The sequence below is a fragment of the Enterococcus mundtii genome, assembly GCF_002947535.1.
Classification (GTDB): domain Bacteria; phylum Bacillota; class Bacilli; order Lactobacillales; family Enterococcaceae; genus Enterococcus_B; species Enterococcus_B mundtii_B.
The window spans coordinates 1-25,359 of sequence record NZ_PUAP01000039.1; the positions used below are offsets into that span (position 1 = coordinate 1).

The 25,359-nt window shown below is 37.8% G+C and carries 26 protein-coding genes and 3 pseudogenes; 22 read left to right on the forward strand and 7 right to left on the reverse strand.

Annotated features, from left to right (window positions below; translation table 11 throughout):
* Positions 1-570 precede the first annotated feature (570 nt).
* Positions 571-1,005 carry a hypothetical protein gene (locus tag CUS89_RS12520; protein ID WP_104872370.1) on the forward strand — a complete coding sequence of 145 codons (435 nt, stop codon included), beginning with the start codon at positions 571-573 and terminating at the stop codon, positions 1,003-1,005.
* A gap of 345 nt (positions 1,006-1,350) precedes the next feature.
* Complete coding sequence (locus CUS89_RS12525; RefSeq protein WP_104872371.1) at positions 1,351-1,704, forward strand: nucleotidyltransferase family protein; 354 nt, start codon at positions 1,351-1,353, stop codon at positions 1,702-1,704.
* Positions 1,705-2,275: 571 nt separating this feature from the next.
* On the opposite strand, the gene CUS89_RS15975 is transcribed toward CUS89_RS12525, so the two are convergent.
* Complete coding sequence (locus tag CUS89_RS15975) at positions 2,276-2,362, reverse strand: type I toxin-antitoxin system Fst family toxin (RefSeq protein ID WP_115224856.1); 87 nt, start codon at positions 2,360-2,362, stop codon at positions 2,276-2,278.
* Between the two features lie 121 nt (positions 2,363-2,483).
* Between CUS89_RS15975 and CUS89_RS12530 the strand changes: the two genes are divergently transcribed.
* Positions 2,484-2,717, forward strand: a complete 234-nt coding sequence (locus tag CUS89_RS12530; RefSeq protein ID WP_028791077.1) for a hypothetical protein — start codon at positions 2,484-2,486, stop codon at positions 2,715-2,717.
* A gap of 525 nt (positions 2,718-3,242) precedes the next feature.
* Here CUS89_RS12530 and CUS89_RS12535 read toward each other — a convergent pair.
* On the reverse strand, positions 3,243-4,199 hold the full coding sequence (locus CUS89_RS12535; protein ID WP_104872372.1) for a S41 family peptidase: 957 nt from the start codon (positions 4,197-4,199) through the stop codon (positions 3,243-3,245).
* A 285-nt stretch (positions 4,200-4,484) separates the two neighbouring features.
* Here CUS89_RS12535 and CUS89_RS12540 point away from each other — a divergent pair, with 285 nt between their 5' ends.
* Both CUS89_RS12540 and CUS89_RS12545 read left to right on the forward strand, forming a co-directional pair.
* Positions 4,485-5,027 (forward strand): helix-turn-helix domain-containing protein, encoded by a 543-nt coding sequence (locus CUS89_RS12540; RefSeq protein ID WP_258082423.1) that lies wholly within the window; start codon positions 4,485-4,487, stop codon positions 5,025-5,027.
* Positions 5,028-5,053: 26 nt separating this feature from the next.
* Complete coding sequence (locus CUS89_RS12545) at positions 5,054-5,392, forward strand: hypothetical protein (RefSeq protein WP_096741274.1); 339 nt, start codon at positions 5,054-5,056, stop codon at positions 5,390-5,392.
* Positions 5,393-5,506: 114 nt separating this feature from the next.
* Here the strand turns inward: CUS89_RS12545 and CUS89_RS16140 are convergent, their stop codons facing one another.
* From CUS89_RS16140 to CUS89_RS12555, 3 genes are all read right to left on the reverse strand, one after another.
* A complete protein-coding gene (locus CUS89_RS16140; protein WP_181055370.1) occupies positions 5,507-5,683 on the reverse strand; it encodes a hypothetical protein in 177 nt (58 codons plus the stop codon).
* A 151-nt stretch (positions 5,684-5,834) separates the two neighbouring features.
* Complete coding sequence (locus CUS89_RS16415; protein WP_258082424.1) at positions 5,835-6,146, reverse strand: hypothetical protein; 312 nt, start codon at positions 6,144-6,146, stop codon at positions 5,835-5,837.
* Between the two features lie 60 nt (positions 6,147-6,206).
* A complete protein-coding gene (locus tag CUS89_RS12555; protein WP_181055371.1) occupies positions 6,207-6,653 on the reverse strand; it encodes a hypothetical protein in 447 nt (148 codons plus the stop codon).
* Between the two features lie 204 nt (positions 6,654-6,857).
* Here CUS89_RS12555 and CUS89_RS12560 point away from each other — a divergent pair, with 204 nt between their 5' ends.
* The 7 genes and pseudogenes from CUS89_RS12560 (at position 6,858) to CUS89_RS12600 (ending at position 11,971) form a co-directional block, all read left to right on the forward strand.
* Positions 6,858-7,220, forward strand: coding sequence for a transcriptional regulator (locus tag CUS89_RS12560; protein WP_258082425.1), 363 nt, complete (start codon positions 6,858-6,860; stop codon positions 7,218-7,220).
* Between the two features lie 233 nt (positions 7,221-7,453).
* Positions 7,454-7,657, forward strand: coding sequence for a hypothetical protein (locus CUS89_RS12565; protein WP_010750032.1), 204 nt, complete (start codon positions 7,454-7,456; stop codon positions 7,655-7,657).
* Positions 7,658-8,014: 357 nt separating this feature from the next.
* A pseudogene (locus CUS89_RS12570) lies at positions 8,015-8,599 on the forward strand (DNA cytosine methyltransferase); the annotation flags it as partial.
* A 34-nt stretch (positions 8,600-8,633) separates the two neighbouring features.
* Complete coding sequence (locus CUS89_RS12575; protein ID WP_181055372.1) at positions 8,634-8,876, forward strand: hypothetical protein; 243 nt, start codon at positions 8,634-8,636, stop codon at positions 8,874-8,876.
* A gap of 516 nt (positions 8,877-9,392) precedes the next feature.
* Positions 9,393-9,998 (forward strand): protein adenylyltransferase Fic, encoded by a 606-nt coding sequence (gene fic / locus CUS89_RS12585; RefSeq protein WP_104872375.1) that lies wholly within the window; start codon positions 9,393-9,395, stop codon positions 9,996-9,998.
* Positions 9,999-10,013: 15 nt separating this feature from the next.
* Positions 10,014-10,589 (forward strand): recombinase family protein, encoded by a 576-nt coding sequence (locus CUS89_RS12590; RefSeq protein ID WP_104872376.1) that lies wholly within the window; start codon positions 10,014-10,016, stop codon positions 10,587-10,589.
* 243 nt (positions 10,590-10,832) lie between these two features.
* A protein-coding gene (locus tag CUS89_RS12600; protein ID WP_258082426.1) for an IS3 family transposase occupies positions 10,833-11,971 on the forward strand; the annotation gives its coding sequence in 2 pieces (ribosomal slippage) (positions 10,833-11,061 and positions 11,061-11,971; 1,140 coding nt in all).
* Positions 11,972-12,461: 490 nt separating this feature from the next.
* Here the strand turns inward: CUS89_RS12600 and CUS89_RS12605 are convergent.
* On the reverse strand, positions 12,462-13,205 hold the full coding sequence (locus CUS89_RS12605) for a MurR/RpiR family transcriptional regulator (RefSeq protein ID WP_104872379.1): 744 nt from the start codon (positions 13,203-13,205) through the stop codon (positions 12,462-12,464).
* A 172-nt stretch (positions 13,206-13,377) separates the two neighbouring features.
* Here CUS89_RS12605 and CUS89_RS12610 point away from each other — a divergent pair, with 172 nt between their 5' ends.
* From CUS89_RS12610 to CUS89_RS12635, 6 genes and pseudogenes are all read left to right on the forward strand, one after another.
* The gene (locus CUS89_RS12610; RefSeq protein ID WP_104872380.1) at positions 13,378-14,715 is read left to right on the forward strand and encodes a 6-phospho-beta-glucosidase; all 1,338 of its coding nucleotides are present in this window, start codon (positions 13,378-13,380) and stop codon (positions 14,713-14,715) included.
* A complete protein-coding gene (locus CUS89_RS12615) occupies positions 14,715-15,734 on the forward strand; it encodes a Gfo/Idh/MocA family oxidoreductase (RefSeq protein ID WP_258082427.1) in 1,020 nt (339 codons plus the stop codon). The genes CUS89_RS12610 and CUS89_RS12615 overlap by 1 nt, the downstream gene beginning before the upstream one ends.
* A gap of 59 nt (positions 15,735-15,793) precedes the next feature.
* On the forward strand, positions 15,794-17,056 hold the full coding sequence (locus CUS89_RS12620; RefSeq protein WP_258082428.1) for a PTS sugar transporter subunit IIC: 1,263 nt from the start codon (positions 15,794-15,796) through the stop codon (positions 17,054-17,056).
* Between the two features lie 15 nt (positions 17,057-17,071).
* Positions 17,072-18,496 carry a 6-phospho-beta-glucosidase gene (locus CUS89_RS12625; protein ID WP_104872397.1) on the forward strand — a complete coding sequence of 475 codons (1,425 nt, stop codon included), beginning with the start codon at positions 17,072-17,074 and terminating at the stop codon, positions 18,494-18,496.
* A 763-nt stretch (positions 18,497-19,259) separates the two neighbouring features.
* A pseudogene (locus tag CUS89_RS12630) lies at positions 19,260-19,376 on the forward strand (recombinase family protein); the annotation flags it as partial.
* Positions 19,375-19,589 (forward strand): annotated as a pseudogene (locus CUS89_RS12635) (IS6 family transposase); the annotation flags it as partial. The pseudogenes CUS89_RS12630 and CUS89_RS12635, both read left to right, overlap by 2 nt.
* 61 nt (positions 19,590-19,650) lie before the next feature.
* Here the strand turns inward: CUS89_RS12635 and CUS89_RS12640 are convergent.
* Positions 19,651-20,676, reverse strand: coding sequence for a LacI family DNA-binding transcriptional regulator (locus CUS89_RS12640; protein ID WP_086275808.1), 1,026 nt, complete (start codon positions 20,674-20,676; stop codon positions 19,651-19,653).
* 159 nt (positions 20,677-20,835) lie between these two features.
* Here CUS89_RS12640 and CUS89_RS12645 point away from each other — a divergent pair, with 159 nt between their 5' ends.
* The 4 genes from CUS89_RS12645 to CUS89_RS12660 are packed head-to-tail and all read left to right on the forward strand — an operon-like array spanning position 20,836 to position 25,358.
* Entirely contained in the window at positions 20,836-22,272 is a 1,437-nt protein-coding gene (locus CUS89_RS12645; protein WP_104872382.1) for a GH32 C-terminal domain-containing protein, read from the forward strand.
* A 14-nt stretch (positions 22,273-22,286) separates the two neighbouring features.
* Positions 22,287-23,567, forward strand: coding sequence for an ABC transporter substrate-binding protein (locus CUS89_RS12650; protein WP_104872383.1), 1,281 nt, complete (start codon positions 22,287-22,289; stop codon positions 23,565-23,567).
* Between the two features lie 55 nt (positions 23,568-23,622).
* On the forward strand, positions 23,623-24,531 hold the full coding sequence (locus tag CUS89_RS12655) for a carbohydrate ABC transporter permease (protein ID WP_258082429.1): 909 nt from the start codon (positions 23,623-23,625) through the stop codon (positions 24,529-24,531).
* The gene (locus tag CUS89_RS12660) at positions 24,531-25,358 is read left to right on the forward strand and encodes a carbohydrate ABC transporter permease (RefSeq protein WP_104872385.1); all 828 of its coding nucleotides are present in this window, start codon (positions 24,531-24,533) and stop codon (positions 25,356-25,358) included. The genes CUS89_RS12655 and CUS89_RS12660 overlap by 1 nt, the downstream gene beginning before the upstream one ends.
* Position 25,359 lies beyond the last annotated feature (1 nt).

The following is a 25,359-nucleotide window of genomic DNA, read 5'->3' on the forward strand; positions in this document are numbered from 1 at the left end:
ATAGTTATGAAGAAGACACTAGTTTTCTTTAAAATACATTTATAATACTAGTATCTAATCCAGCAAATTTGACAGTGGATAAATTAATATCTAGCGATTATGAACTATCTCAATTTATAATAGATTCGTTAGAGAAGAAGAATCTATGTGTTGTCAGTGATTGAAATCAGGATATATATTTGGTTTTAAAAAATGATCTTGTTAACCAAGATCGAGATTTATTAATACAATAGGTGAGGCGGTAAATAGAAGTAAAGAAGAGAATAAACTTCACTATACTAATAATTTAGACTATCTAGAATATCATATGAAAAACAATATGGACTAGGGAATAAATAAGATAAATCCTATTGATCATTTAGATAAAGCTCGTAAAATGCATGACGGTTGTTACAAATAGAGGGGGATAATACAATATGAAGATTTATATAAAGTATTTAGCACAACCAAAACCCACTAACATTATATGCACCGTTGTTTCTGAATATTTTAATTGCTTATATTTATTATACTTAAGAAGTAGCAAAATATACGACTAAAAAATAAACAGACTGAAAGAAGTGAAAACAAATGACAAAGGAACGGCTGCAAATTTATATTGATCCTGAACATAGAGAAGCATTAGAAGAATTAAAAGAACTGTTAGCAGTGGAAGATTCAGCAACGGATAGTGCCTTAATTCGCTATATTATTTTGGAATTGTATCGATTAAAGACAAAAGAAAATATCCAAATGCGGGCACTTTTAAACCGTTTGGATGAACTTTTAATTTATTCAAATAGTTTTGCGGAAACGATGGACGTCGATATTTTTGATCTCGAAAATTCTGAAAAATACAAAGAAGTAAAGGCACAACAAAGAGGAAAATGGGCGAATAGTCGGCGAAAAAAAGCAAAAAATAAATCACAAAAAAGACCCGTTAATAATCAAAAAGAGAAAGCAAAAGAAGAAAAACTAAATTCAGAATCGCTCACTTACAATGATCTGATTGCGAAGTATTTGTAAAAATTTGTCTTTCAAAAAGGACAATCGATGGTGGTACCTAGAGACTACTTTTCGCAAAAATGACTACTTGAGTAGTCTCTGAACAACTCCCTGACAACTGCTAAAAACTATGCTGTGGTATCACATTCATTTTCTTCAAAACGCAATAGGCACAGCCTATTTTCCCACTTTCAACCTGAGAGTGGTGCGTTTACCTTATGCTCTTTCCCTTTTTTGATCTAAAAGAAGCAATCGATTTACCTGTTCCTTCACTTTTTTATCAATATTTTTTCCTAAACGGTGAGTATAATTGTCGCTTTTCATTTTTATTTTAATATTCAAATTGAAGACAAGGAGTTCGGTTAGTTGATTTATACAATTAGTGACATTCAAAAATTATGTACACCAATATTTTTAGAATGGAAAATAAAAAAAGCTTTTTTGTTTGGGTCATACGCTCGAAACGAAGCAACAGAAACCAGTGATTTAGATATTTTAATCGACGGTGAAGGGTCTTTGCTCCACAATATATTTGATGTGATTCGGTTAAAAAGTAAATTAAGTAGCGCATTAAAAAAAGAGATAGACCTTATTACACTACGTGCAATCAACGCAGAAACAAACAAAAAAAGAAACCCTCTTCTCAAAGAAAATATAGAAGCAGATTGTGTAATGATTTATGATTTTAAAACGAGTGGCTCATTTAAAGTAAAGGGTTGAAGCGTAGATATCATTGATCATTTTTTACAAAACTTTTTATTAGCTAGAGAGAAAAAACTTTGCAAAATAGTTTACTTTCGTTATGATAAAAAAGAGAAATGGCGTACAGCGTTTGCTGTGCAGACGCTGTAGGATTTTTGCGCTAGCAAAAAATCCTTGTAGCCTTTCTGGGCCACTTCAGCTTGCTGTGCGAGCTGAAGTGGCCGTGACCCCCATTTACTAATAGGGGGGTTAGAAAACAACTTCCTACATGTAACGAGGTCAGTAAAACGTTAGTGCTGCATGGGATTGGTCAATTTTAAGGTAGGTCACATTTTCGACCATAGAAAGTTGAAAATGTGACCTACCTTTTCGATATCAATTTCCAAATAATTTCAGAACGAAAAAATGACTGGTACTGATTGCTGCATTTTGATTTTTTCCAAATTTCTTGCTATAATAAATGTGCGAAGCGATATTAAAGAACAAGCATGTTTACACCAAAAAGCCCTCCTACTGCGAATAGGAGGGCTTTTTTTGCGCTGTTGCGACTCCAGCGTTGGGGCCAGAAGGCAACTACTTCGACTATCGGCTAATCGTCTAGCCAGCGATCAACTAGTAAGAGTACTAGACCCACGAATAGTGGAGCGATAATCAGCGATATTAAAGTTTCCAGCATATTTACACCCCCTTACGGGGCAGTTGCCATTAACGAGTATAACATGAACAATTCAAGTGATCAGTTGTTTCTTTATTTTCTATTGCCTTTATAATAATCCATAAAAAGAGGAGTTGATCTTGTGCACGGTGCAGAGGATTCTCGGCTAACCTATGAACTTTCCCGCTACTTGACCAATACAGAATGGGATCGAATCGAGCGAACCAAAAAAATTTATGAAAGGATCAAGAGTGAGGAAGAACTGAACCGACTTAGTAAATCCACAAAAATCCCTTTCGACCATTTACTGCTGATCATGCAAGGTGAGATCATAGCGGACGACTATACACTAAAATTACTAGAAGAAAACATGTAGTTTTCTTACTGCATGTTCCTCTACTTTGATTGCTGCATTCAATCGGTTTCGCTTGGCAAAGCGAATTCATGTATACTAAAAGAAAAACAAACGAGGTGGCACCCTTGTGACAACGGACAGATAACCAAAACAAATGTTGACAGTAAAAGAACTTGCTGAATTTTTTGGTATCAGCAGACAAGCTAGGTCGTCTCGAGTTGCTTGAAGCGTTCGAAGTTCCTGACACAGCAGCTGCACGTATACTAAAACTAAAAACTGATAGACCAACATTAAGAAAAGAGAATATATTATAGAAAATATAACTTTAATGTGGAATAGTTATGGGTAAATTCTTTTCAAAATATGATTAGTTTTTATATTTTATTGTCGCTATTTTAAGTTTAATCGCATTTCTAGCAAGACATAGTACAATTTGGTTAGTGTTATTTTTCGGGTGGTTAAGTATTGGATTTACTCATGTCGCAAGAAAAAAGCACAAGTAGCAAAGTAAAAAAACTTGCAAAGATTTTTCTTTGCAAGTTTTTTTTACTTTAATTGAGATCTTATCCATTCTATTGCAGAACTTTTGCTATTATTTGTTCGAACATCTGGATTAATAGGAACATTTTTATAAATTTTATTTGTTCTGTCTTTTACAAAAGCAGAAGTTATTTGTAATGTCGATCCATCGTATAAATAGACAGTTTGATTGGCAGAAGTGTAACCTGCTGAATCAGACCCAAAAAATTTAACATTAGGGATCCCCTTAAAGCACAAAGCGGTTAATTCGCCAGAACTCCCTGTATTACTGTCTATTAATATGGCAATCGGCACTTTTTTTATTTTTTTGTTATCACTTATTTTTATTGTTGAGATGTTACTGTTTAATTCGCCACTTTTAAGAGTTACAGGCTCTAAATCGTTGTTTTTATCTACATAACTAAATAATTTACCATCTGGTAATATGGCAGATAGACCTAATATCATAGGAGCCATATCTCCTCCTGTATTTCCACATAAATCAACAATTACGGACTTATAAATTTTCTTATGCAATGCCGTTTCTAAAATAGTAGTATACTCTTCGGCTTCTTTATCACTTCCAGTAAATGCAGGAATAGTTAATACTAAAATATCATTTTCGACTTCTGCCTTGGGTTTTACATATTCTTCAATACTTTTTTTTGACATATTTTCTTCATCTTCAATAAACGAATGCTTGCCTCCTGCAACTTTAATCGCCTTTTTTAAATTAGGGATTGTTTCTGCATAATCTTTAGCATTTGATGTTTCTTGTATCGTATTTTTTTTAGTTTCTACCCATTCTTTTGAGTCAGTGAACAGCCCAAGTTCGTCCATGTTATTTAGGGCAACTTGTACATACTTCTGAGGGGATGGTGGTACTAAATATATGTTTAATTTATACCCCAAAAAATAGATAATCCCTAAAAATAAAACACATATTGTCACTACAGCTAATAAAATACGCTTCACTATTTTCATACTAAGTATTCTCCATAAATGATTTTAATATTATTAAAACATAATTTGGATGGAAAACCATGGACCTTACGACCGATTAGTGATAAAAACTATTAGCGTTCATTTTTCTCTCTAATCTCTAAATAGTTGCTTATTATATTTTTTTCATATGCATTTTTGAAAAATATTTTCTAATTGATTAGAAAGGATCTTATTGAAATTCGTTTATTAGATCGGATTCCTATATACTAAAAGAAAAACAAACGAGGTGACACCCTTGTGACAACGGATAGATAACCAAAACAAATGTTGACAGTAAAAGAACTTGCTGAACTTTTTGGTATCAGCAGACAAGCTATGAGGAAACATGCTGACAACCTAGAGCCAACATACCTTGCCAAAAACAGCCAAGGGTATAAGACAGTTCTGTGGTCGGGAGTGTTGCACCTTGCTGACAAGCTAGGACGTGCTGAGTTGCTTGAAGCGTTCGAACTTCCTGACGCAGCAAGCTCTGACAGTATAGAAACGAAGTTGTTTGCACAGTTGCAACAAAAGGACGCACAAATTGATCAGCTACAGTCGTTATTAGTCCAACAACAAAAACTTCTTGATCAGCAACAACAACTAACTTTGCAAGGGAACAAACAAATACTGCTTCTGACGTCGCAGGAACATTTTTCAGAAGATTTAAACAAAGAACCCCACAATAATACCAAAAATTTTAAAACGTCTCAGAGTGGTTATGAGAGCCCCACAGAACATAAAGGGAAATTTACTCCTGAAAATGAAGTCATGCGACCGAAACAAGAAAGACAGAAGAAGTGGTGGCACTTTTTCCGTGAACTCTAAGATAGTGTTGAAAGGATGAATTGTGTATGTCGTTTTCAGCTTATGTTGACAGCTATCCGATTACTGCGTATATCGTGGGGCACCTTGGTTTGTCGGTGAGTGATTTTTGTCGGCGGTATGAATTTGATCCCACGATCGTCAGCGGCTGGCAGACAGCGAATCGTTCCGTTTTCTCCTTGCCTGCTGACTTTGTGGAATGCCTGGCTATTACGTCCGACAAAACAGCGGATCAAGTCCGCTGCATTTTACGCTTGTTAGAAAAGCAACATTTCGCTTATCTTGCGACGAGTCCAGCTTGGAACATAACACCGTTCCAACTCGTCCCCCCGGTTTCTTCACAAAAGACCCAAAGAGAAGAAGCTTGATTTACCGACGTTTTAGGCTTTCAACATAGCTAGACCAATTGAAAATCACAAAGAACGCCCGTCAATCGTTTGATTGACGGGCGTCTTGTGTTAACTATATTTAAAATAACTGAGTTAATCCAAAAGTGTTATTGTTGCGATTGCTGTTTTCAATATGATTAAATGCTTTTTTGTTGTTTCAACTTCTACTCTCATAGAATCTTCAAAAATATTTATTACTGTACCTCTAATATTTTCTATTTTATCGTTTAAAAATAGAATGTCTACGTGTGAGCCTAATAATACTTTCATTTCTAAATACCTCTTATTTCCTTTCAAGAATCACTTTTTTTGATGGCTTATTACCATGTCTTATAAAAACTCGAATATGATCCAGAACTTCCTCTGTCGTGCTTACCTGCTTGACATAAACTGCATACCCACTTACCCATTCATAACCATTTCAAACATTTAAAGCCTTATAGCGCTTATTATAATAGTCCCCGACTGCTGCTCCTGTAGCAATTTTATGCTTTCTATAAGCTGCAAATAGGACATCCACTCTGTAAGCACGTGTGCGATTAAAAACTGGTATAGGATCTTCAACAGTATATTTATATACAGATCCAACTTCTTCTGTCGAGTAACCATATTCTTCTAAAATCGAGCTAATTGTTTCTAAGTTTTCAACTTTTTCTAAAACTACCGTTTCATTGTCAATAGTAGCAACCTTTGTTTCTGAAGCTTCAACATTTTTAGAAAACAATACACCCAAAGACACAACTACTCCCAATAAAAACAATTATTTTTTCATGCACAATACGCCTAACTATTTTTAATTTTGATTGATTTGATTCCACTTATCTTTCGCACTAGTAAAAACATTTTTTACAACTTTTATATCTTCACTAGAAACTGTTTTTCCAGTTGTTTCGTCTATAACGTTAAAACTCGAATCCATGTGTACCGTTTCACTGATATTTCCGCTTGTTGTCCATGTCACTTGAAAATCATTGTCATTTCCATCGTAATCAACTAATATGCCATTTTCATAATCTGTAGCTGTAATAGGAAGACTGGCTGGCACTTCAAATATATTTTCAGTACTAAGTTCAACAACAGAATACCCAATACCATTTTCATTGGTAGTATACGTTCTCCCAGTTTTTTCCCATGTAGAAACTTGTGAATATAAATCAGAGAGTTTATTCTTTTGAACTGTAGTAAATCCTGTAACTCCCCCAATTAATACCACAAAAAACAAAATAACTACAATCACCATTTTTTTGAGCGCTTCATATTTTTCATATCTACTCCTTTCTTTCGAATTTCTCCCCCGAACATTTAATATTTTGAAAAGTTTAAATATTGTGAAAATTATACCGAATCAATATATTTATATCAAATAAATTTATCGAACAAGCAAGTGGACTATAAATCCGTCCACTTGCTTATTCTTGTTAGTTATCTTGTTTCAAGAGAAAGGATGGGATTGACGAGAATGCCGCCGATCCATTCAACGTATTCGCTCTTAGACCAAGATATACCAGAAATCAAACACTCTAGCTTTGTTCAAGAAAATCAGCAGTTCAAACAAGAGTTTCTTTACTTTCACCACTTGTTTTCTTTGGGTCTGACGGCCATTAGCCATCCATATAAACCAGAAATCACCGATCGGAGACGAAAGATTTTTTTGATGCGTTTTGTCTACGGATTATCAATCAATCTTGTGAGCGATCGGATCCATTATCAGAAAAATGTGATCGTCGATGATTCTCAATCCAGCTTACTGCAGTTTGCGAATGCTTTGTCTATCCTGGTATTAAAAGAACAAGAGATCTCTGCCTGATCCTGGTATTTTTTTTCTATCGATCACTTCGGGTTGTGTCCACAACACGGTTTCTAAAGGAGCGGTGGTGGTGGCTGGAGCGACTGAAGGAACAAGCCTTTCGCTTGGATTTAGACATAAAAAAACGCTAAAAGCCTTGATAAATATAGGTTTTTAGCGTGAGTTATGGTATAATATGAGTACAGTAAAGTTTGTGACGGTGGCGCTTTTTTTCGAAAGTGAGGTGGTGCATTATGAATGTACTATCGAAATCTGAAGAAAGGAGTAGCCTTTTGCAAGATGTGGATATAATCGGCATTTTGTTAGCAATAGCGCCTGTTTTATTAGCCTTCATTGGTTTAATCGAAGCATGTGTGAAACTAGCAGATACGATTATAAACACTCGTTCTTCTAAGCGTAAAAGCAAGAAGAAACGAAAAAAGAGTGCAAAAAAATAACCGTCAACTTTAGCCGGAGGACGATTATTTTTAAAAAAATAATTTAAACTGGCCACCGTCTTAAACGGTGCTGTAGGGGAGTTGTTTACGCAACTCCTCTTTACATAGTAATTATAGCAAGATTTCAGTGAAATATCAACCTTTTGCTCTACAGACGTGCCTTGCACGTCTATTTTTTTTGCCCTCCTAAGTTGTGGAGGCGGCTGGAACGTGGAGGGCAAAAAAGATCGCTTTTCTTTCTTAAAAAAGGTTTAAGTACCACCATTGTTCCTCAATTTAACCATCCTTTTTCTCGGTATTCTTAATCCATCAGGTACTTGAAATACCTTTCATGCGCATGAAGAAACTGAGTGAACAATGGGAAATGGTACAACAGAAAATAAAGGCACCTTTTTAGATCTTTTTTCAGGAATCGGAGGATTTCGTTTAGGGATGGAACAAGCTGGCTACCGATGAGTTGGGTATTGTGAGATCGACGGCCATGCCAGAAAAAGTTATCAATCAATTTTTGACACAAAACAGGAGGTAGAAATGCATGATATCACAAAACTTTCAGATGGATTTATTCGAGGAATCGGACGTGTGGACATTAACACGGGAGGATTTCCGTGCCAAGCTTTCAGCCTTGCAGGAAAAAGAAAAGGTTTTTCAGATACTAGAGTAACTCTCTTTTTTGAGATTTCACGCTTCGCATCTATCTTGCGACCTAAGCTTTTATACCTTGAAAACGTCAAAGGACTCCTCAACCATGAACGAGGGGCTACGTTTGAGACGATCCTCCGAACCCTGGATGAATTGGGGTATGACGTGGAATGGCAACTGTTTAACAGCAAAGAGTTTGTCGCCCAAAACAGAGATCGTGTATTTATTGTCGGACATCTTAGAGGGTCAGGTACCAAAAAGATTTTTCCTCTCACAAGAGAAGGAGGATCAGCTGATCAAAAATCAGGAAGGATCCATTTAGCTGGAACGACACATGCAGCGAAGAGAATCTTGTCCGTATTGCAATGCATTTGCTCCTAAACTATTTTTATCTTCTCAATATGAAGATAAAAAATTCTTGATTATAGATACGGACACAAAAGAAACTAATCCTTCTACTTTATGGTATATTAATGAGTTAGAGATAACCGAAGTTCCAACTATAGTAAATATGAAAACTAAAGAGCGCTTATCTTATACCGATCAAATTGGTAGCATAAATAATTTTTTAGAATAGAGGTTGATTGATGTTAGAAAATATCGTGTTTTTTCTTACTGTTGTCCCATTTTTGCTACAAGTGTTTTTGTTACTTATAGTCTATAAAAAGGATAATAATCGAGAAAAATATAAAAATTACTTGCTTTATATAATTACTATATTGAATATCATTTCAGTTCTTGCATTTTCTGTAATGCAAGGATACCTTGTAGATGCGTACGTAATTGAATCAACATACGTAATGTTCGTCCCTGCAGTCCTAACAGGAATCGCTGCTTTAATTACATTTATAAAGATCTAATTAGAAAGAGGACAATTATTGTTCTCTTTTTTGTTAGGATATGGTGCTCTTGATATTGTCAATTCATTGTGCCGCTAAGACAAAAATAGATGAGAATAATATGGCTTTCTATTTTCAAGTTTAATACAAAAGGGTCAGAAACTTAATTAGTTTTTGACACATGATTAAATTCGCGATATAATAGGCTTGAGATCGTTTCAGAAACTTATGTCATAAAGTTAAGGGGATTTTGTATGATTTTAGAGAATAAATTGGGTTTAACCAATCAAGTTGAGTTGGCAAAAGCAGAAGAAAAACTCAGTAAGCAAAAAGCGAAGGAATTATACGATTCGGGGAAAATAAATGAAATCGAAGTCGGCACGTTTAAAGGCTTATCAGAAATTCATGATTTTCTCTTTTCAGAAATCTACGATTTTGCAGGAAAAATTCGAACGGTCAATATCGCAAAAGGAAATTTTCGATTTGCACCGGTCATGTACCTGGAACATTCGTTAAAGCATATTGATCAAATGCCGCAAACTTCTTTTGACGAGATTATTAAAAAATACGTGGAAATGAATATCGCTCACCCGTTTCGTGAAGGAAATGGACGAAGCACTAGAATTTGGCTGGATCTCATTTTGAAAGAAGTATTGCAAAAAGTTGTCGACTGGAACTTAATCGATAAAGCAGACTATCTTTCCGCAATGGAGCGCAGTCCAATAAATGACTTAGAAATACGCTATTTAATTTCTAACGCTCTGACTGATAAAATTGACGATCGCGAGTTATATATGAAAGGAATCGATGTCAGCTATTTCTATGAAGGTTACTCGGAGTATACGATCGATGAATTGTAAGAGCAGGTGGATTAAATGACAAAATATGGCTATGCGCGTGTTTCAACTGCTTCTCAAAGTACAAAGGAACAGATTCAGCAGTTGCTTGAGAACGGTGTTGAGATGAAGAATATTTTCTCTGAAAAATTTACAGGTACAAAACGAGATCGGCCAAAGTTTAATCAGCTGTTGGCTGGTCTGAAGCCTGGAGACGAAATCGTTGTTACTAAACTTGATCGTTTTGCGCGTAATACGAGAGAAGCTTTGGATATCATTGAACCTTTACTCGATAATAACGTCACGATCAAGGTATTGAATCTTGGAACAATCGAAAATACGTCGATGGGTCGAATGGTTACACGAACGTTATTGAGTGTAGCAGAAATGGAACGTGATATGATCGTAGAACGTACGCAAGAAGGAAAAATGTTTGCAAGAAAGAATAACCCGAACTTTAAGGAAGGACGTCCGAAAGCTACAATCACTCCAAAAAAACGGCACGCATATGAACTTCTTATTTCAGGAAAATCATATAAAGAGGTTGAATCCATAACCGGTTTCAGTCGAAGTACGCTTTTCAGAATTAAGAAAAAAATTGAGGAGGGGGATTAAGTATGGATGAAAAAAAGTGTATTTGAGAAACGCTGGCAACTAGCTTCTACGAATTATATGCATTTCATATTAACGGATTTATCACCGATTATGCGGATACAGAAGAGTCTAAGCGAGAAAATTGTCTCGAATTCAGTGATGAAGGGTTCATCCCCGCTCAACAATAGTGTCAGGAATGATGTTAGGATGATTTCATGGACACGTTTTGGTAGAATTTAACTACTAAGAAAAGGACGTGTCAAAATGACAAAGCATCAAAAAAGATATGATGAAAACTTCAAGAAAATGGTCGTTGAGCTGCACCAATCTGGTCAATCGGTGGAACAGCTGGCAAGTGAATATGGGATTGCCTCACAAACAATCTACCGCTGGATCAAGCTTTATGCTAAAAACAGTGAGACTGGCATGTCAGAGGCCGAGATGATCACTTTGAAAAAAGAATTGGCAAAAATGAAAGAAGAGAACGCCATCATAAAAAAGGCCTTGACCATATTCGCTCAAAAGTAGACCAGACTGAAGTAATCGGATTTATCGAAGAAAACAGCGACGCTCACAGCGTCAAAAACATGTGTGCAGTACTGGATCTTCCGCGTTCCAGCTATTACGAGCGCATCAATCGCAAACCTTCCAACCATCATATCGAAACGAAACGCTTGGATACCTTGATCACAACGATCTATTGGGAAGCCAAGGGCCGCTATGGTGCACCCAAAATTTGGCAAAAATTGCGGCAAGACGGCGAAATGATTTCTTTGAAACGTGTTCAAAAACGCATGAAAGCACTCGGTCTGCGTTCCATCACTGTTAAAAAATGGCGTCCGGTCAAGGTTGAAAAAGACGATACACAGCGGAAAAATTTATTGAAGCAAGATTTTACGACAACTGGTTTGAATCAAAAATGGGTCACCGATATTACCTATATTCATACGAAATTGGACGGCTGGTGCTATTTGTCAACGATCCAAGATCTGCACACAAAGAAAATCATCGGCTGGACTTTCGGCAAGCAGATGACGACAGATTTGGTTATGGATACCTTAACCAACGCGCTTTTGAATCAAGCATCAGGCAGCGGTTTGATCTTGCATTCTGATCAGGGTTCGCAATATACCAGCAAGATATACGAAGAAAAGCTGGAGTCGCTTGGTATCGCGCATTCATTCAGTCGTAAAGGCTGTCCTTACGATAATGCAGGGATCGAGTCGTTTCATGCCAGCATCAAAAAAGAAGAAGTCTATCCACAAGAATACCGCGATTACAATGAAGCGCATCGTTCGCTCTTCCAGTATATCGAAGGTTTCTACAATCGTAGCCGCATCCACAGCAGCATCGGCTATTTGACGCCAAATCAGATGGAGCAGCGGGCATTACAGGTCTCGTGATCCACTCCACTCACATTTTTTTGGCGAATTTTCAGCGGTTTAAAACCACCATCGCTTCGATCAGCGGTCAAGCGGTTTTGGCTTGACCGCTGATCGAAACGATGGGACACTCACCCGCTGGAAAGTTTCGCAAAAAATTTCTCACAAAATGTGTCCAAGATATTGACTCAAATCCATAGATCAGGTAGCTTTGGCCAAAGAAAGATTAATAAAACAGTAACACAAGATTTAAGAAATTGACTTATCACTTGTTAGATGAGGATGACGGTAATTATCGAAAGTTGCTCTCTAGCCAACATGCTCGAAGTCACAGTAAGTGTTAAAAAAGCCCAATCTACGGAGTTCAGCGTAGGTCGGGCTTTTTTATTGAAACAAATTATCGAATTTCGCGACTATAATGTATCATGATTTTCAATAATTTGAGAATAGCGGCGTTTCGGTGAAGAACTACTCTCTTCAGAGGGTTGGCTCAACCCGGCATGTTTTTGATTTATTTTTTTAAATTATGTATCGATTTTGCAAGGTACTCAATAATAAATAGTGGAGGTAATTGTGAAGTAATATCCTGTTCCCATAACTTTTCTTCTGCAACATAGTAAGGGATATTTACGCTAGATAACTTGGCAATTGTTGAATTAGCACTATTTGTAATTGAAATGATCGGTGTATCTTTGAAACTATAGCTGCTGAGATAATGAATGATCTCTTTTGTTTCGCCAGAAACAGAAAGAGCAATGACACAAGAATTTTCGAGTAGCTGTTTGGATAGATAGTTTCTAGGATTTGTAATGGGGTCTTCGATTCGTAAAGCCATCTGAAAGACGGATGAAAAGTATAAAGCACCATATTCTGCCATGATATTGGAGGAGCCCACACCTAAAAAGAGAATGAGTTCCTTATTCATAATAATAGAAATAGCGTCGTTTATTCTTTCCTGGAAGTGCTGTTCATTGACACGGGACAAGAAATTAATATGACTGGAGGTATCGATCAGAATCTTTTCCGATCGTTTTTTTTCCTCAGCTAAGAATAAACGTAATCGGATTCTGAATTCTGAAAAGCCTTGGCATTCAAATTTCGTGCAAAATCGTTGGATTGTCGCAACGCTTGTAAATGTATTTTCAGCTAATTCTCGTATCCTCATAAAGACAACTTTATCGATATGATCGACGACATAATTGTAAATCGTATAATCAAGAGGAGACAAGTCCGGTGTTTTTTCTAAAAAAAGCATAGTATTTCCCCTTCTCTAAAAAATACGGTACGTATCTTTCGTGATACACGTATTATTATAGCGTTTACATATCTGTAAGTAAAGAATAGGTATAAACATCAAACGTAGATGCTATACTGCAGCCATGAGATAGAAAATTCCATTATCAAATTAGATCGTAGAGGTGCAAAAGATGACTAGAAAGTTAAAAGTAGTAACGATTGGTGGCGGATCTGGCTACACACCTGAATTAGTCAAAGGATTTATTACTAGATATAAAGAAATGCCTATCGATGAGTTGTGGCTGGTCGATGTAGAGGAAGGAGCAGAAAAACTAGCAATTATTACAACACTTTGTCAGAAAATAATTAAACAATCCGGCTACCCAATACAATTGATGTCGACTATAAATCGAAAAGAAGCATTGAAAAATGCCGATTTTGTACTGACGCAGATTCGAGTAGGACAATTGTCCTCCAGAGTAAAAGATGAGAATATTCCATTAAAATATCGATTTGTAGGACAAGAAACAAATGGTCCAGGAGAATTATTGAATGCATTTCGGACAATTCCAGTGATGATTGATATTTGTACAGAAATGGAAGCACTATGTCCTGATGCGTGGTTGATCAACTTTGCAAACCCAGCTGGCATGCTTGCAGAAGCTGTATTGAACCATACGAATTGGAAAAAAATGATTAGTATTTGTAATGGACCATTGAATATTGAGCATGCAATTGCTGATGCACTAGGTGTTGATCGAAAACGTATTTTTGCAGAGTTTGTAGGATTGAATCATTTAGTATTTGCCAAACGAATCTTATTAGATGGAGTAGAAGTAACAGCTTCTGTTGTTGATCAGTTGGTGCGTGGAGAAGTAAAAATTGACAATCCCGGAGTATCAAACTGGAATCCGGAGTTTCTTACCGGGATTCAAGCAATTCCGATGAGTTACTTACAATACTATTGGAAAACGGATGAGGTACTGAATGCTGAACAATATGCGGCAAACAACGAAGGTTCACGGGCAGTGGTTGCTCAAAAATTAGAGAAAGAGCTTTTTTCGCTCTATGCAGATAGTGCGTTTGATGATGTGACGGAAATATTGGCCCAAAGAGGGGGCACAGGATATAGCGAGTGTGCTTGTGATTTGATTTTATCTTTACACACAGATAAAAGAGATGTTCAAACGGTAAACACTCGAAACATGAAAGCCATTGATAGCTTAGAATTATCCGATGTTGTGGAAGTCAATTGTCTAATTACGAAAGGAGGACCTATCCCACTCACAACAGGGAAATTACCTGATGCACTAAATGGGCTGATACAACAAATGAAAGCCTTTGAGAAAGTCGCCTGTGAAGCAGCTGTGACAGGTGATTATCAAAAAGCTTTAGTTGCTATGACGATTAATCCGCTTGTTTCTTCTGACACTAAAGCAAAGGAAATTCTAGATGAGATGTTAATAGCAAATGAAGAATATTTACCTCAATTTGATTTATCGCACTTGAAAATGAAAGGAAGTATCTAATGAAACAATTAGTGATGGCGATTGTCGGTTATGGGAAAAGTGCTAAAAGATACCATCTTCCATATATTAATGTAAGGGAAACTATCAAAGTGAAGTATATCTGTGATTTACATTTATCACAAGATGACATCACAGAGTTAGGTAAGAGCAACATTATAGGTGTAACAGATCTGTCTACAGTATTAGAAGATGATGAAGTGATTGTCATTACACTGTGCACACCACCAGAGACTCATTTTTCTCTTGCAAAAGAATGTTTAGAAGCAAGGAAAAATGTGATTATAGAAAAGCCGTTCTGTGAAACTTTGGCACAAGCGGAAACTTTGCTACAGTTAGCAAAAGAACAAAATGTTCATGTTATTCCCTATCAGAATAGACGATTTGATAGTGACTTTCTAACTTTGAAAAAAGTAATTGAAAGAAATTATCTTGGGACATTGATTGAACTAGAAGCTCATATCGATTATTATCGACCGAATACCAAAGAACGTAAGGGCACAATTCTTGATGGTAGTTTTTACGGATTGGGTGTACACGCTGTAGATCAGATTGTTTCCATTTTTGGCAAACCAAATCGTGTTCAGTATGATTTGAGAAGTGTTCAAAATGATGAAAGTACAGTGGATGACTACTATGATGTCCAGCTCATTTATGGGGTTTTTAAAGTGATTTTGAAATCAAGTCAAGTTGTGGCGAAATCAGGACCAAGGTTTAGATTATTAGGTACGATGGGGGCGTATGAAAAGTATGGTTCTGATCAACAAGAAAATGATCTGAAAGCAGGTGTTTTCCCTGGGGAAGGCGGTTTTGGCATGGACACAGCTAATGAATATGGCATTGTTACTTATAGAAATGCGAATGGTGATTGGATAGAAAAAGCTATCACTTCGGAAATGGGGGATTATGGTTGTTTTTATGATGGAATTATAGAAATGCTTTTCCATAATGCGCCAAGTATTGTTAGCGAGGAAGAGATTCAGATCACGATGGAAATCATGGATGGCGCTTCATTTGGTTAATCATAAATATGAACAAAAAAATAGTGTTAGGAGAGATCAAAATGGATAAGTTTATTAATGTGTTTCAAGATAAAGTCATGCCAGGTGTGCTGAAAGTTAGTGAGAATCGCTTTTTAGTTGGTATTAGAAATGGTATCGCTGTGACAATGCCTCTAACAATCATAGGGAGTGCTTTTCTAATCATTGCTAATCTTCCATTTAGTGGTTGGAATGAGTTTCTAGGTAGTTTTGGTTTGAAATTAGGGGTACCTATTGGCTTTACTTTCGGTATTTTAGGGTTAGTAGGCTGTGCAGGTATTGCGTATTATCTTTCTGAAACCTATGGAGTTGATCCAATTAATTCTGTTGTATTAGCAATGACAGCTTTCTTAATGTTACAAGCTTCTGAAGATTGGAGCATCGATGTCGCAACTTTAGGTGCTTCTGGCTTATTTACCGGAATTGTTACGGCAATTGCAACCGTCTTAATTATTCATTTTTTTATTAAAAAGAAGCTAATCATTCGAATGCCGGATGGTGTTCCACCAGCAGTCTCTAAGAGTTTTGCTAGTTTACTACCAGGTGCTGCAATCATAGGGCTAGCTTGGACCATACGAGTGCTATTGGAATTTGATGTCAATCGTTTTGTTCAATGGATGTTTTCGCCGCTAGCAACGGGGTTAAATACGTTACCAGGTATGTTGTTGTATACCTTTATGATTTTATTATTATGGTGTGCGGGAATTCACGGAAGTAATGTGATGGGAAGTATTGGTGATCCAATCTTTCTAGCATTATTTGCTGCAAATACAGAAGCCTTTTCAAGAGGAGAGCCATTACCAAATATTTTTGTAGGTGGATTTTATATCACGTTTTTATGTTATGGAGGAACTGGATCAACGTTGGGATTAGTCATCAATATGCTGATGTCTAAAAGTAAGGCTTATAAGTCATTAGGGAAAATGGCTCTGCCATCTGCAATTTTTTGTATCAATGAACCCATTATTTTTGGATTTCCTATTGTAATGAATCCGATTATGATGATTCCGTTTATACTTACACCACTGATACTATGCATTGGTACGTATATCCTAACAATCACCAATATCATAGGGCGGATTGCCTTCAATCCACCATGGACAACACCACCGTTAGTGAATGCCTACTTAGCGACAGGCGGAAATATTCCAGCTGTGATTTGGGGACTCGTTTCATTATTATTGAGTATTGCCATTTATTACCCGTTCTTCAAAATTTGTGAAAAACAGGAATTAGATAAAAATAAAACACCCATTCAAAATATACCGAAAACAGACAATAAAGCAGTAGCTGAACAGAGCTAAGAAAGTTGGTTTGTGATGAAAGAATTATTTCTTTGGGGCGGAGCAGTCGCAGCACATCAATTGGAAGGGGCTTGGAATCAAGATGGTAAAGGAGTTAGTGTTTGTGATGTATTGACAGCTGGTTCTCATAGTAAGGCTAGGGAAATTACATCAACTATTCAAGAAGATATCTATTATCCGAACCACTCTGGTATCAACCATTATTACCAATATAAAGAGGATATTGCATTATTTGCGGAATTAGGTTTTAAAACATTTCGAATGTCAATCGCTTGGTCAAGAATTTTCCCTAATGGGGATGAAAAAGAACCGAACGAAAAAGGCTTGGCCTATTATGATAACTTGTTTGATGAACTACTGAAGCATAATATTCAGCCTGTGGTCACACTTAGTCATTTTGAAATGCCCTATCATTTAGTCACTGCATACGGCGGATTTAAGAATCGTAAATTGATTGATTTATTTGTACGATATGCTAAAACTGTGATCAACCGATATCATAAAAAAGTCAACTATTGGCTAACGTTTAATGAAATCAATAATCAAATGAATACAGACTCTTTTCTATTCCCCTATACGAATTCGGGTCTTTTGTTTGGACCAGAAGATAATAGACAAGAGATGATGTACCAAGCACTACATCATGAATTAGTTGCAAGTGCCAAGATTAAAAGATTTGTGAAGGAAAAGTATCCTTTACTGCAGGTAGGTTGTATGATTGCATGGAACCCGATATATCCTTATAGCTGTCGACCAGAAGATCAATTAGCAGCTACTCAGGCGATGCATTCTCGAACAATTTGTGGCGATGTATCTGTTAGAGGCCATTACCCAAATTACGCTTTGAAAGAATGGGAAGCAAATGGTATACAAGTAAAAATGACTGATGAAGATCTTATCGATTTAAAAGAAGGAACCGTTGATTTTATCGGTATTAGTTATTATGTTTCTCATGCAGTAGACAGTACTAAGAAAGAAGATAAAACAGGTGCTGGTTTTATTGGAAGTACACCTAATCCTAACCTTAAAGTAACGGACTGGGAATGGCCTATTGATCCCGTAGGGTTAAGATATACGTTGAATACACTCTATGAACGATATGAGCGGCCAATTTTTATAGTTGAAAATGGGTTTGGTGCAGTCGATGATGAATCTAAAGTTGTTATCCAAGATAACGACCGTATTGAATATTTAGCAGCACACATTCGTGAAATGAAAAAAGCCATCGAACTTGATGGTGTAGATGTGATTGGTTATACTATCTGGGGATGCATTGATGTCGTTTCGTTTACAACAGGGGAAATGAAAAAGCGTTATGGATTAATTTACGTTGATAAAGATGATGAGGGGCGTGGAACACTGGAGCGTAGAAAGAAAAAATCATTTACTTGGTATCAACGAGTAATTGCGAGTAATGGGACAGAATTAGATAACTGGTAATCATTTGTCAAAGAGCGGAATATATTTCTGAGTAATCGTTGTATAGTCAAAATATAAGGTGCATTAGATCGCGATCTGTTACTACGGATCGTGTTTTTTTGTTTAGTGCACCAGAATATACATACTATTTAAGGAATAAAAACTATTATTAGAAAAATTGTTAGCAAAAGCAAAGACCTTGTCTTTTTAACTTTAGCACTCCCCTTAAATATGATGTAACCCATAAGTAGTGGTGAAGAAAAAGCAACATGTCCCTACTAAGAAAATACAGGAAATCACTGGTCAAATATACGTCAATTCTCCTAACTAAAACTGTAATAATAATGAACGATATTAAGATATTACGAACCTTGTTATTGCCTATATCCATCAGAAAGCTTCCAATTATGATCTACATCTTATGGTCTTCATCAAGCAGCAATCTCCTGCCTCCAAATTTTTTTAATAAGAAGGCAGCAATTCTTTGTTACCTAAGATATTGTGAATTGAGTAACATGAATGGACTATTATTTCGTCCTTCTTAAACCTCTTAAGAAAGATCCAGAAAAATAAAAACGGGTCAGAAACTTAGAAGTTTTTGATCCTTTTTTAATTTCTCATTTAATCGCTCTTTCAGCAGCTCAATTAATTAGGTCAGAAAGTATTTCATTTAGCGGTCAACAGATTATACTTAAATTAGACACTCACGTTTTATTGAAATTACTGATTTTCCCGTGTGTGCTTAGGGTGTATGATAATTAGTTTGAGAAATTAGGTGGAATTTTTGAAAATTGCATATATTCGTGTCTCATCGACAGATCAAAATGAGCAGCGGCAAATTGAAGAGATGAAAAAATTTGGAGCAGAGAAAATTTTTGCTGAGAAACAGTCGGGTGCAACATGGGACGGTGAAGTATCTCAATAACTTGATTGAGCAAGATCATCGTCCAATTAAGTGACGGAATAAATTTTATTAAAGTCTTCGGACAGCGTTAGCTACAATTAAGACATGGAAACCATTCGAGGAGTCTACAAATAAAGCCGAAATGAAGGGTCTCTTTTTGGCTTTTCCGTCTGCATAGAAATTAAACGGTTACTGGGGATAGCAGCGTAATTCGTAGTCAAAAGGGTAGTATCGCTGTCTATTTTGAAACTTTGCAACAGAACATTATTTTTTATAAATTAGTAGACTCCCTAAAGATCAGTTTCGTAGAATATTTTGAAATCGAATAAGGAATATCAGGTTCACTCAAGCGGTCCATAATGAGATGCGCAGCTTTTCTGCCCAAATAAAATTTTGGCGCGTCGATGGTGGTCAACCCCGGTAAAATTCGCTCGGAGTTCGGGATATTATCAAATCCGATCACGTTGACATCGTCCGGTATTTTGTGTCCCAGCGCCTGTAGGGCGTAGATCAATTGGATCGCTAGCCAGTCATTTCCGCACAAGAAGACATCCGGCACTTTTTTCATGGAATTGAGCAATTCTTTGATTTTCTCAAAATTCTCGAAAATCGTGTCTGTGTCCTTGAGAATCGAAGCATGGCTGTTGATTTCCAGTTCATGCTTTTTCAGCGTACTGAAAAAGGCATAATAACGCTCCATAAAGCCAAGGCCTGTATTAGGTGAATACAAATCGCCAATAAAGGCAAAATCAGAGAAGCCCTTTTGAATGAGTAATTCAGTGATCCGTTCAACATTGGAATGATTTTCCATCATAACAATGTCACACTTTCCAATCAAATAATTAGGATTTTTTGGCGCATCCACCGTGACGATCGGAAGGTGAGTCTCCAATAACTTGTCCCAAACCGGTCGGAAATTCATTTCGACCACAATGATGCCTTTCGTATTCGAACTGTAGACCGCTTCGGGCAAACGCCCTTCCTCGATATCCTCTTTCGATAATGTTGCGATCGTCAGCTGGTAATTCGTCTCGGAAAGGATCGTTTCGATCCCCGTCAAAACATTGCTCCAAAATTGAGAATCGTTTGCATGATTGATATTCAGGAACAAGATATTTCCCTGATCGATCTTGTATTCTGTTCGTTCTTCCTTCGTAAAATACCCCATGGATTCGGCTTTTCTTATAATGATCTCCGTTGTTCGCTGAGATACTTGAGGATCGTTCTTGAGCGCCTTTGAAACAGTATTTCTTGAATACCCGGTTTCTTTAGCAATATCATTGATCGTACATTTCATTTTTCACCCTCCCACAGGCAGTATAACCATCACATGCACATAAAAGCAATATTTATTTGCACGAAAATGCACAAAAACGTGAAAAACACTTGTGGTTAAGCGCTACCAAAATTATTCTAAGGGTATTAAATGATCAATTAAGTTTAGGAGAGATGTTGAATGAGTTTATTTTATCGACCGGAGAATGCGTGGGTGGGGGACTTGATCCCGTATTGTGAAGAAGGAACATTTTATGCGTATTATCTGCATGATCCAAGAATCATCGAGGGAAAATATGCCGAAGAAACAACGTGGCATTTGGCGACAACCAAAGACTTTGTCCAGGTGGATTATCAAGGAGAAGCAATCAAACGGGGAACGAAGGAATCCTACAACCTCAATAATTACACAGGTTCAATCATTAAAGACGCTCAAGGTAAGTACCATGCTTTTTATACTGCTTTTAATGAGAACAAGCCTTTTGTAAATGGAAAGAGTGTCCAGCTAGTCATGAAAGCGGTCGGCGAAAGCTTGTACGAACTCGAGACAGACCCGAATTTTTTATTTCCATCTGACGGGAAGATCTATGAAGAGTTTGACTGGCGCGATCCTTTCGTTTTTTGGGTGGAGGAGGAGAAATGCTACTTCATGTTGTTGGCGTCTAGATGTCAAGGGGCGGGAGATCTGAGAGGCGGCTGCATCTCTTTGTCGAAGTCAAAGGATTTGGAGACTTGGGAATATTGCGAACCATTCTATGATCCGAAGATGTACATCACGATGGAGTGTCCAGAGGTCTTTAAGATGGGGGAGTACTGGTATTTAGTGTTTTCAACATTTTCAGACCGCTTTACGACACATTACCGTTACGCAAAAAGCTTAGAGGGTCCGTGGATCATACCAGCAGACGACGTATTTGATACACGCGCCAACTATGCGATCAAAACAGCTTCAGATGGAGAAAGAAGAATTGCCTTTGGCTGGGTCGCGACAAAAGAAGGAGAGACGGACTTTGGTCCCTGGGACTGGGGAGGAACGATGATTTTCCATGAATTGATCCAAAATCCTCAGACTGGTGAACTGAAGGCTGTGATGATTGATTCGGTTGGCGAATTCTTTGAAGAAAAATCGAAGATATCCGCACCAGTCTTTTATAATGATCATAGTAATGATAAAAACAAGGTCGCAAGTGACACGTTAGGAGCCATGCTGTTCGATAGTCCATCCGACACTTTTTCAGTGACAGTGGATTTTGAGGTTTTGAAGGCAAAAGAGTTTGGAATTGCCCTTCATGTGGATGAAGGGATGGAAACGGGCTATTTCTTACGGATGCTACCGGAACAACAGCTGATTGCGTGGGATCTCTGGCCGCGAGCTGAAAAGGGCGAGTATCAGTGGCAGATCAAAGGAGATATTCCCTATCAAGTGGAGACAAGCCGGATTCTGCCGAAAGCGTCACGCTATCGTGTCCGCGTGTTGCGAGAAGGAAGTATGTGTGTCGTCTATGTGAACGACGAAATTGCATTATCGACGAGATTATACAATCACAGCGGAAAAAAAGTAGGGGTTTACGTGGTTCAAGGGGAAGTAGTGTTGCATAAGATCGAGATAAGAGAATAGGAGTTGTTTCTTCCATGATAAGAAAAGTTGGAGTTTTGGTTAGTCTTTTAGGCGTTCTTTTTATGGTAACAGCCTGTGGAGGGGAAAAAGAAGATGCCTCCACTACGACGGTCAAATGGCTGACTTCTCGACCAGTCGGCGGGGCAATCGACGAGACCATGCGGGAAATCGCCGATCAGTACAGCAAGGAGAAAGGCGGGAAGTGGAAAATTGATTTTGAAACCACGGCGGACAGACCTTCGTATTTACAGAAATTAAAAACATTGGTTGCCGGCAACAACATGCCGGATATCATTGACACCGATCCAGACCTTTACGCAAAAGAGCTTGTCAAAGCAGGGAAGCTCATAGACATGAAAAAATTTCTTCAAAAGAACGACTACTATCAAAACTTTTACCCGACAGCATTAAAATACCAAGAATTTTCGGATGGTTCGATGTACACCCTCCCACTGGAATACCATGTCGAAATGATCTGGTACAACAAAAAATTGTTTTCTCAGCACGGAATCAGTGTTCCGAAAACCTTCGATCAATGGTTAGCGGCATGTAAAAAACTGAAAGAAGCAGGGGTGACGCCAATCTCTGTAGATGGGATCGATCGCTGGCCGGTCCAACGCTATTTGGCGATGCCCGCCTTCAGACAAACAGGAAATCAGTTTATTGAGAATCTGAGTCAAGGAAAAGAAAAAATGTCTAGTCAAACGGGTGTTGATTCAGTCAAGTTTGTAAAAGAGATCGGGCAATACTTCAATGAAGGGTTTTCTGCCACCGATTACGCGACAGCACAATCCATGTTTTTAGATGGAAAATCAGCGATGTATTATATCGGTGACTGGGAAATTGGCGCCATGCAGGAGAAATACGACGCGGGCGAAATTGATTATTTCTATATGCCGACAACGAAGGACAGTGTGACAGCAGCCAATGAATTTTGTGTAAACTCTGGAATCGGTATGGCCTTCAACGCAGAAACTTTCGATGAAAAGACGAAGGATTTCCTCCTCTATGTGCTGGACCATTATGCAGATATCTACACGAAGAAAATGCAGATGTCTCCAATTAAAACGGAGTTGCCAAAAGATGTCGATTATTCAAGTTTGTATTTGAGAATCCGAAAAGATATGGACAATACCGGGGAGCAATTTATGAAGCCATGGGATACCTATCTGGATTCTTCAACGAATACGATCGTTCAGGACAACTTGCTGCTTGTAGGATCGGGAGACATGAAAATTCAAGATTTTGTCAAAATGATCGATGATTCGATCAAAGTGAACGTCACAGATCAATAATGGAGGGGAAAATATGGGTGTTTTACGTGATAAGAAAGCATTTTTCGTTTTTCTGATGCCTGGCTTGCTGTTCTATCTGCTCTCTGTTTTTTATCCAATCACGGAGTCGCTTCGTTTAAGTTTTATTAAATGGAACGGCATCACTCCGCAACAATTTGTTGGGTTGGATAATTACAAGCGGCTTTTTCAAGACCCGGTGTTTTATAAAGCATTAATCAATAATTTAATTTATTTAGTGATTGTTGTCATTATTCAATTGTCGATTGGGTTACTATTTGCGGTACTGTTGACGTACTTGAAAAAACGGGCGAATTTAGTCAAGACGCTCTATTATGTTCCATGTATCGTTACGACAGTCGCCATCGCGCAACTCTTCAGAAGTGTTTATTCAACACAGCCAGAAGGCTTGCTGAATCAGATGTTATCGGCAGTAGGGTTAGGAGGACTGACGACTTCTTGGTTGACGAATTTGAATACGGTGCTAGGTGCCGTCTCGATTCCCGAAGGCTGGCGCTTCATCGGAATGTACATGGTCATCTTTTATGCAGCCCTCGTCTCATTAGATGAATCGGTGTATGAAGCAGCGAAAATCGATGGTGCTACAGAACTGCAAATCCTCTTCAAAATCAAGATTCCCATGATCAAAGACATTCTGCTGCTCACCTTTACGATGTGCTTGACAGGTGCTCTGAGAGGGTTTGATATTCCTTACTTGCTGACAAACGGCGGTCCAGGGAATGCAAGCGAATTAATGTCCACATATATGTACAAACAGGCCTTTACCAATAACCAGTATGGATATGGGAGCGCCTTGGCCGTCTTTATCATTATAGAAAGTGTCTTGATCATCTTTATTCTAAGAAAAATATTTGAAAATTACGATGTGAAGGCGCAGAAAAAGGCAGCGAAGCAGGCGCTGGCATTAAGTAAACGCAAAAATAACAAGGAAGGGCGTGTGGCGTAATGAAAGAGAAGGCAATAAAGTACTTGTTTATCCTTTTATTGATCGTTTTTTTGATCATACAGATCTACCCTGTGATCTGGCTGTTCATTGCAAGTTTGAAAGACTCCGTAGAACTATCGACGACGCCATTCTCATTGCCGAAAGCTGTGACATTTGAGAATTATAAAAATGTGCTGGGAGACGGTGTCATAGGCGGTTATATGTGGAACAGTTTGAAGATCACCATGATCTCGCTGGTGCTGATCCTCGTATTAAGTGCAACAATCGGCTTCGCGTTATCAAAATTTCGCTATAAACACAGCAAAAAAATCTATTCATTTTTTATGTTCGGCATCATGGTGCCTGTTCAAATCACACTGATTCCACTGTTCATTTTTTATAGCAAAATCGGGATCTTAAATACCAGTATGGCGATGGTCCTGCCGCAAGTCGGCTTTGCATTGCCGCTCTCTGTCATGATGTTTGTCAATTTTTACAGTTTTGTTCCTGATGAACTGATTGAGGCCGGGATCGTAGACGGCTGTTCACCGTATCGGGTCTTTTTACAAATCGTCGCACCGTTGGCGAGAAATACGATGATCACGATCGCTTCAATGTACAGTATTTTGATCTGGAACGACTTCATATTTGCCAATACATTTATCAGCGATTCTTCTGCAAAAACCATCACCATGGGCTTAAAGGATTACGTGGGCGCGTTTGGAAATGTGGATTGGGGCGCGACCTACGCGGCGATATCGATCGCCATTTTGCCACCAATCTTGATTTACTTCTCGCTGAATAAATGGGTGACTTCGGGCGTGACTGCTGGCGCGACGAAAGGATAGC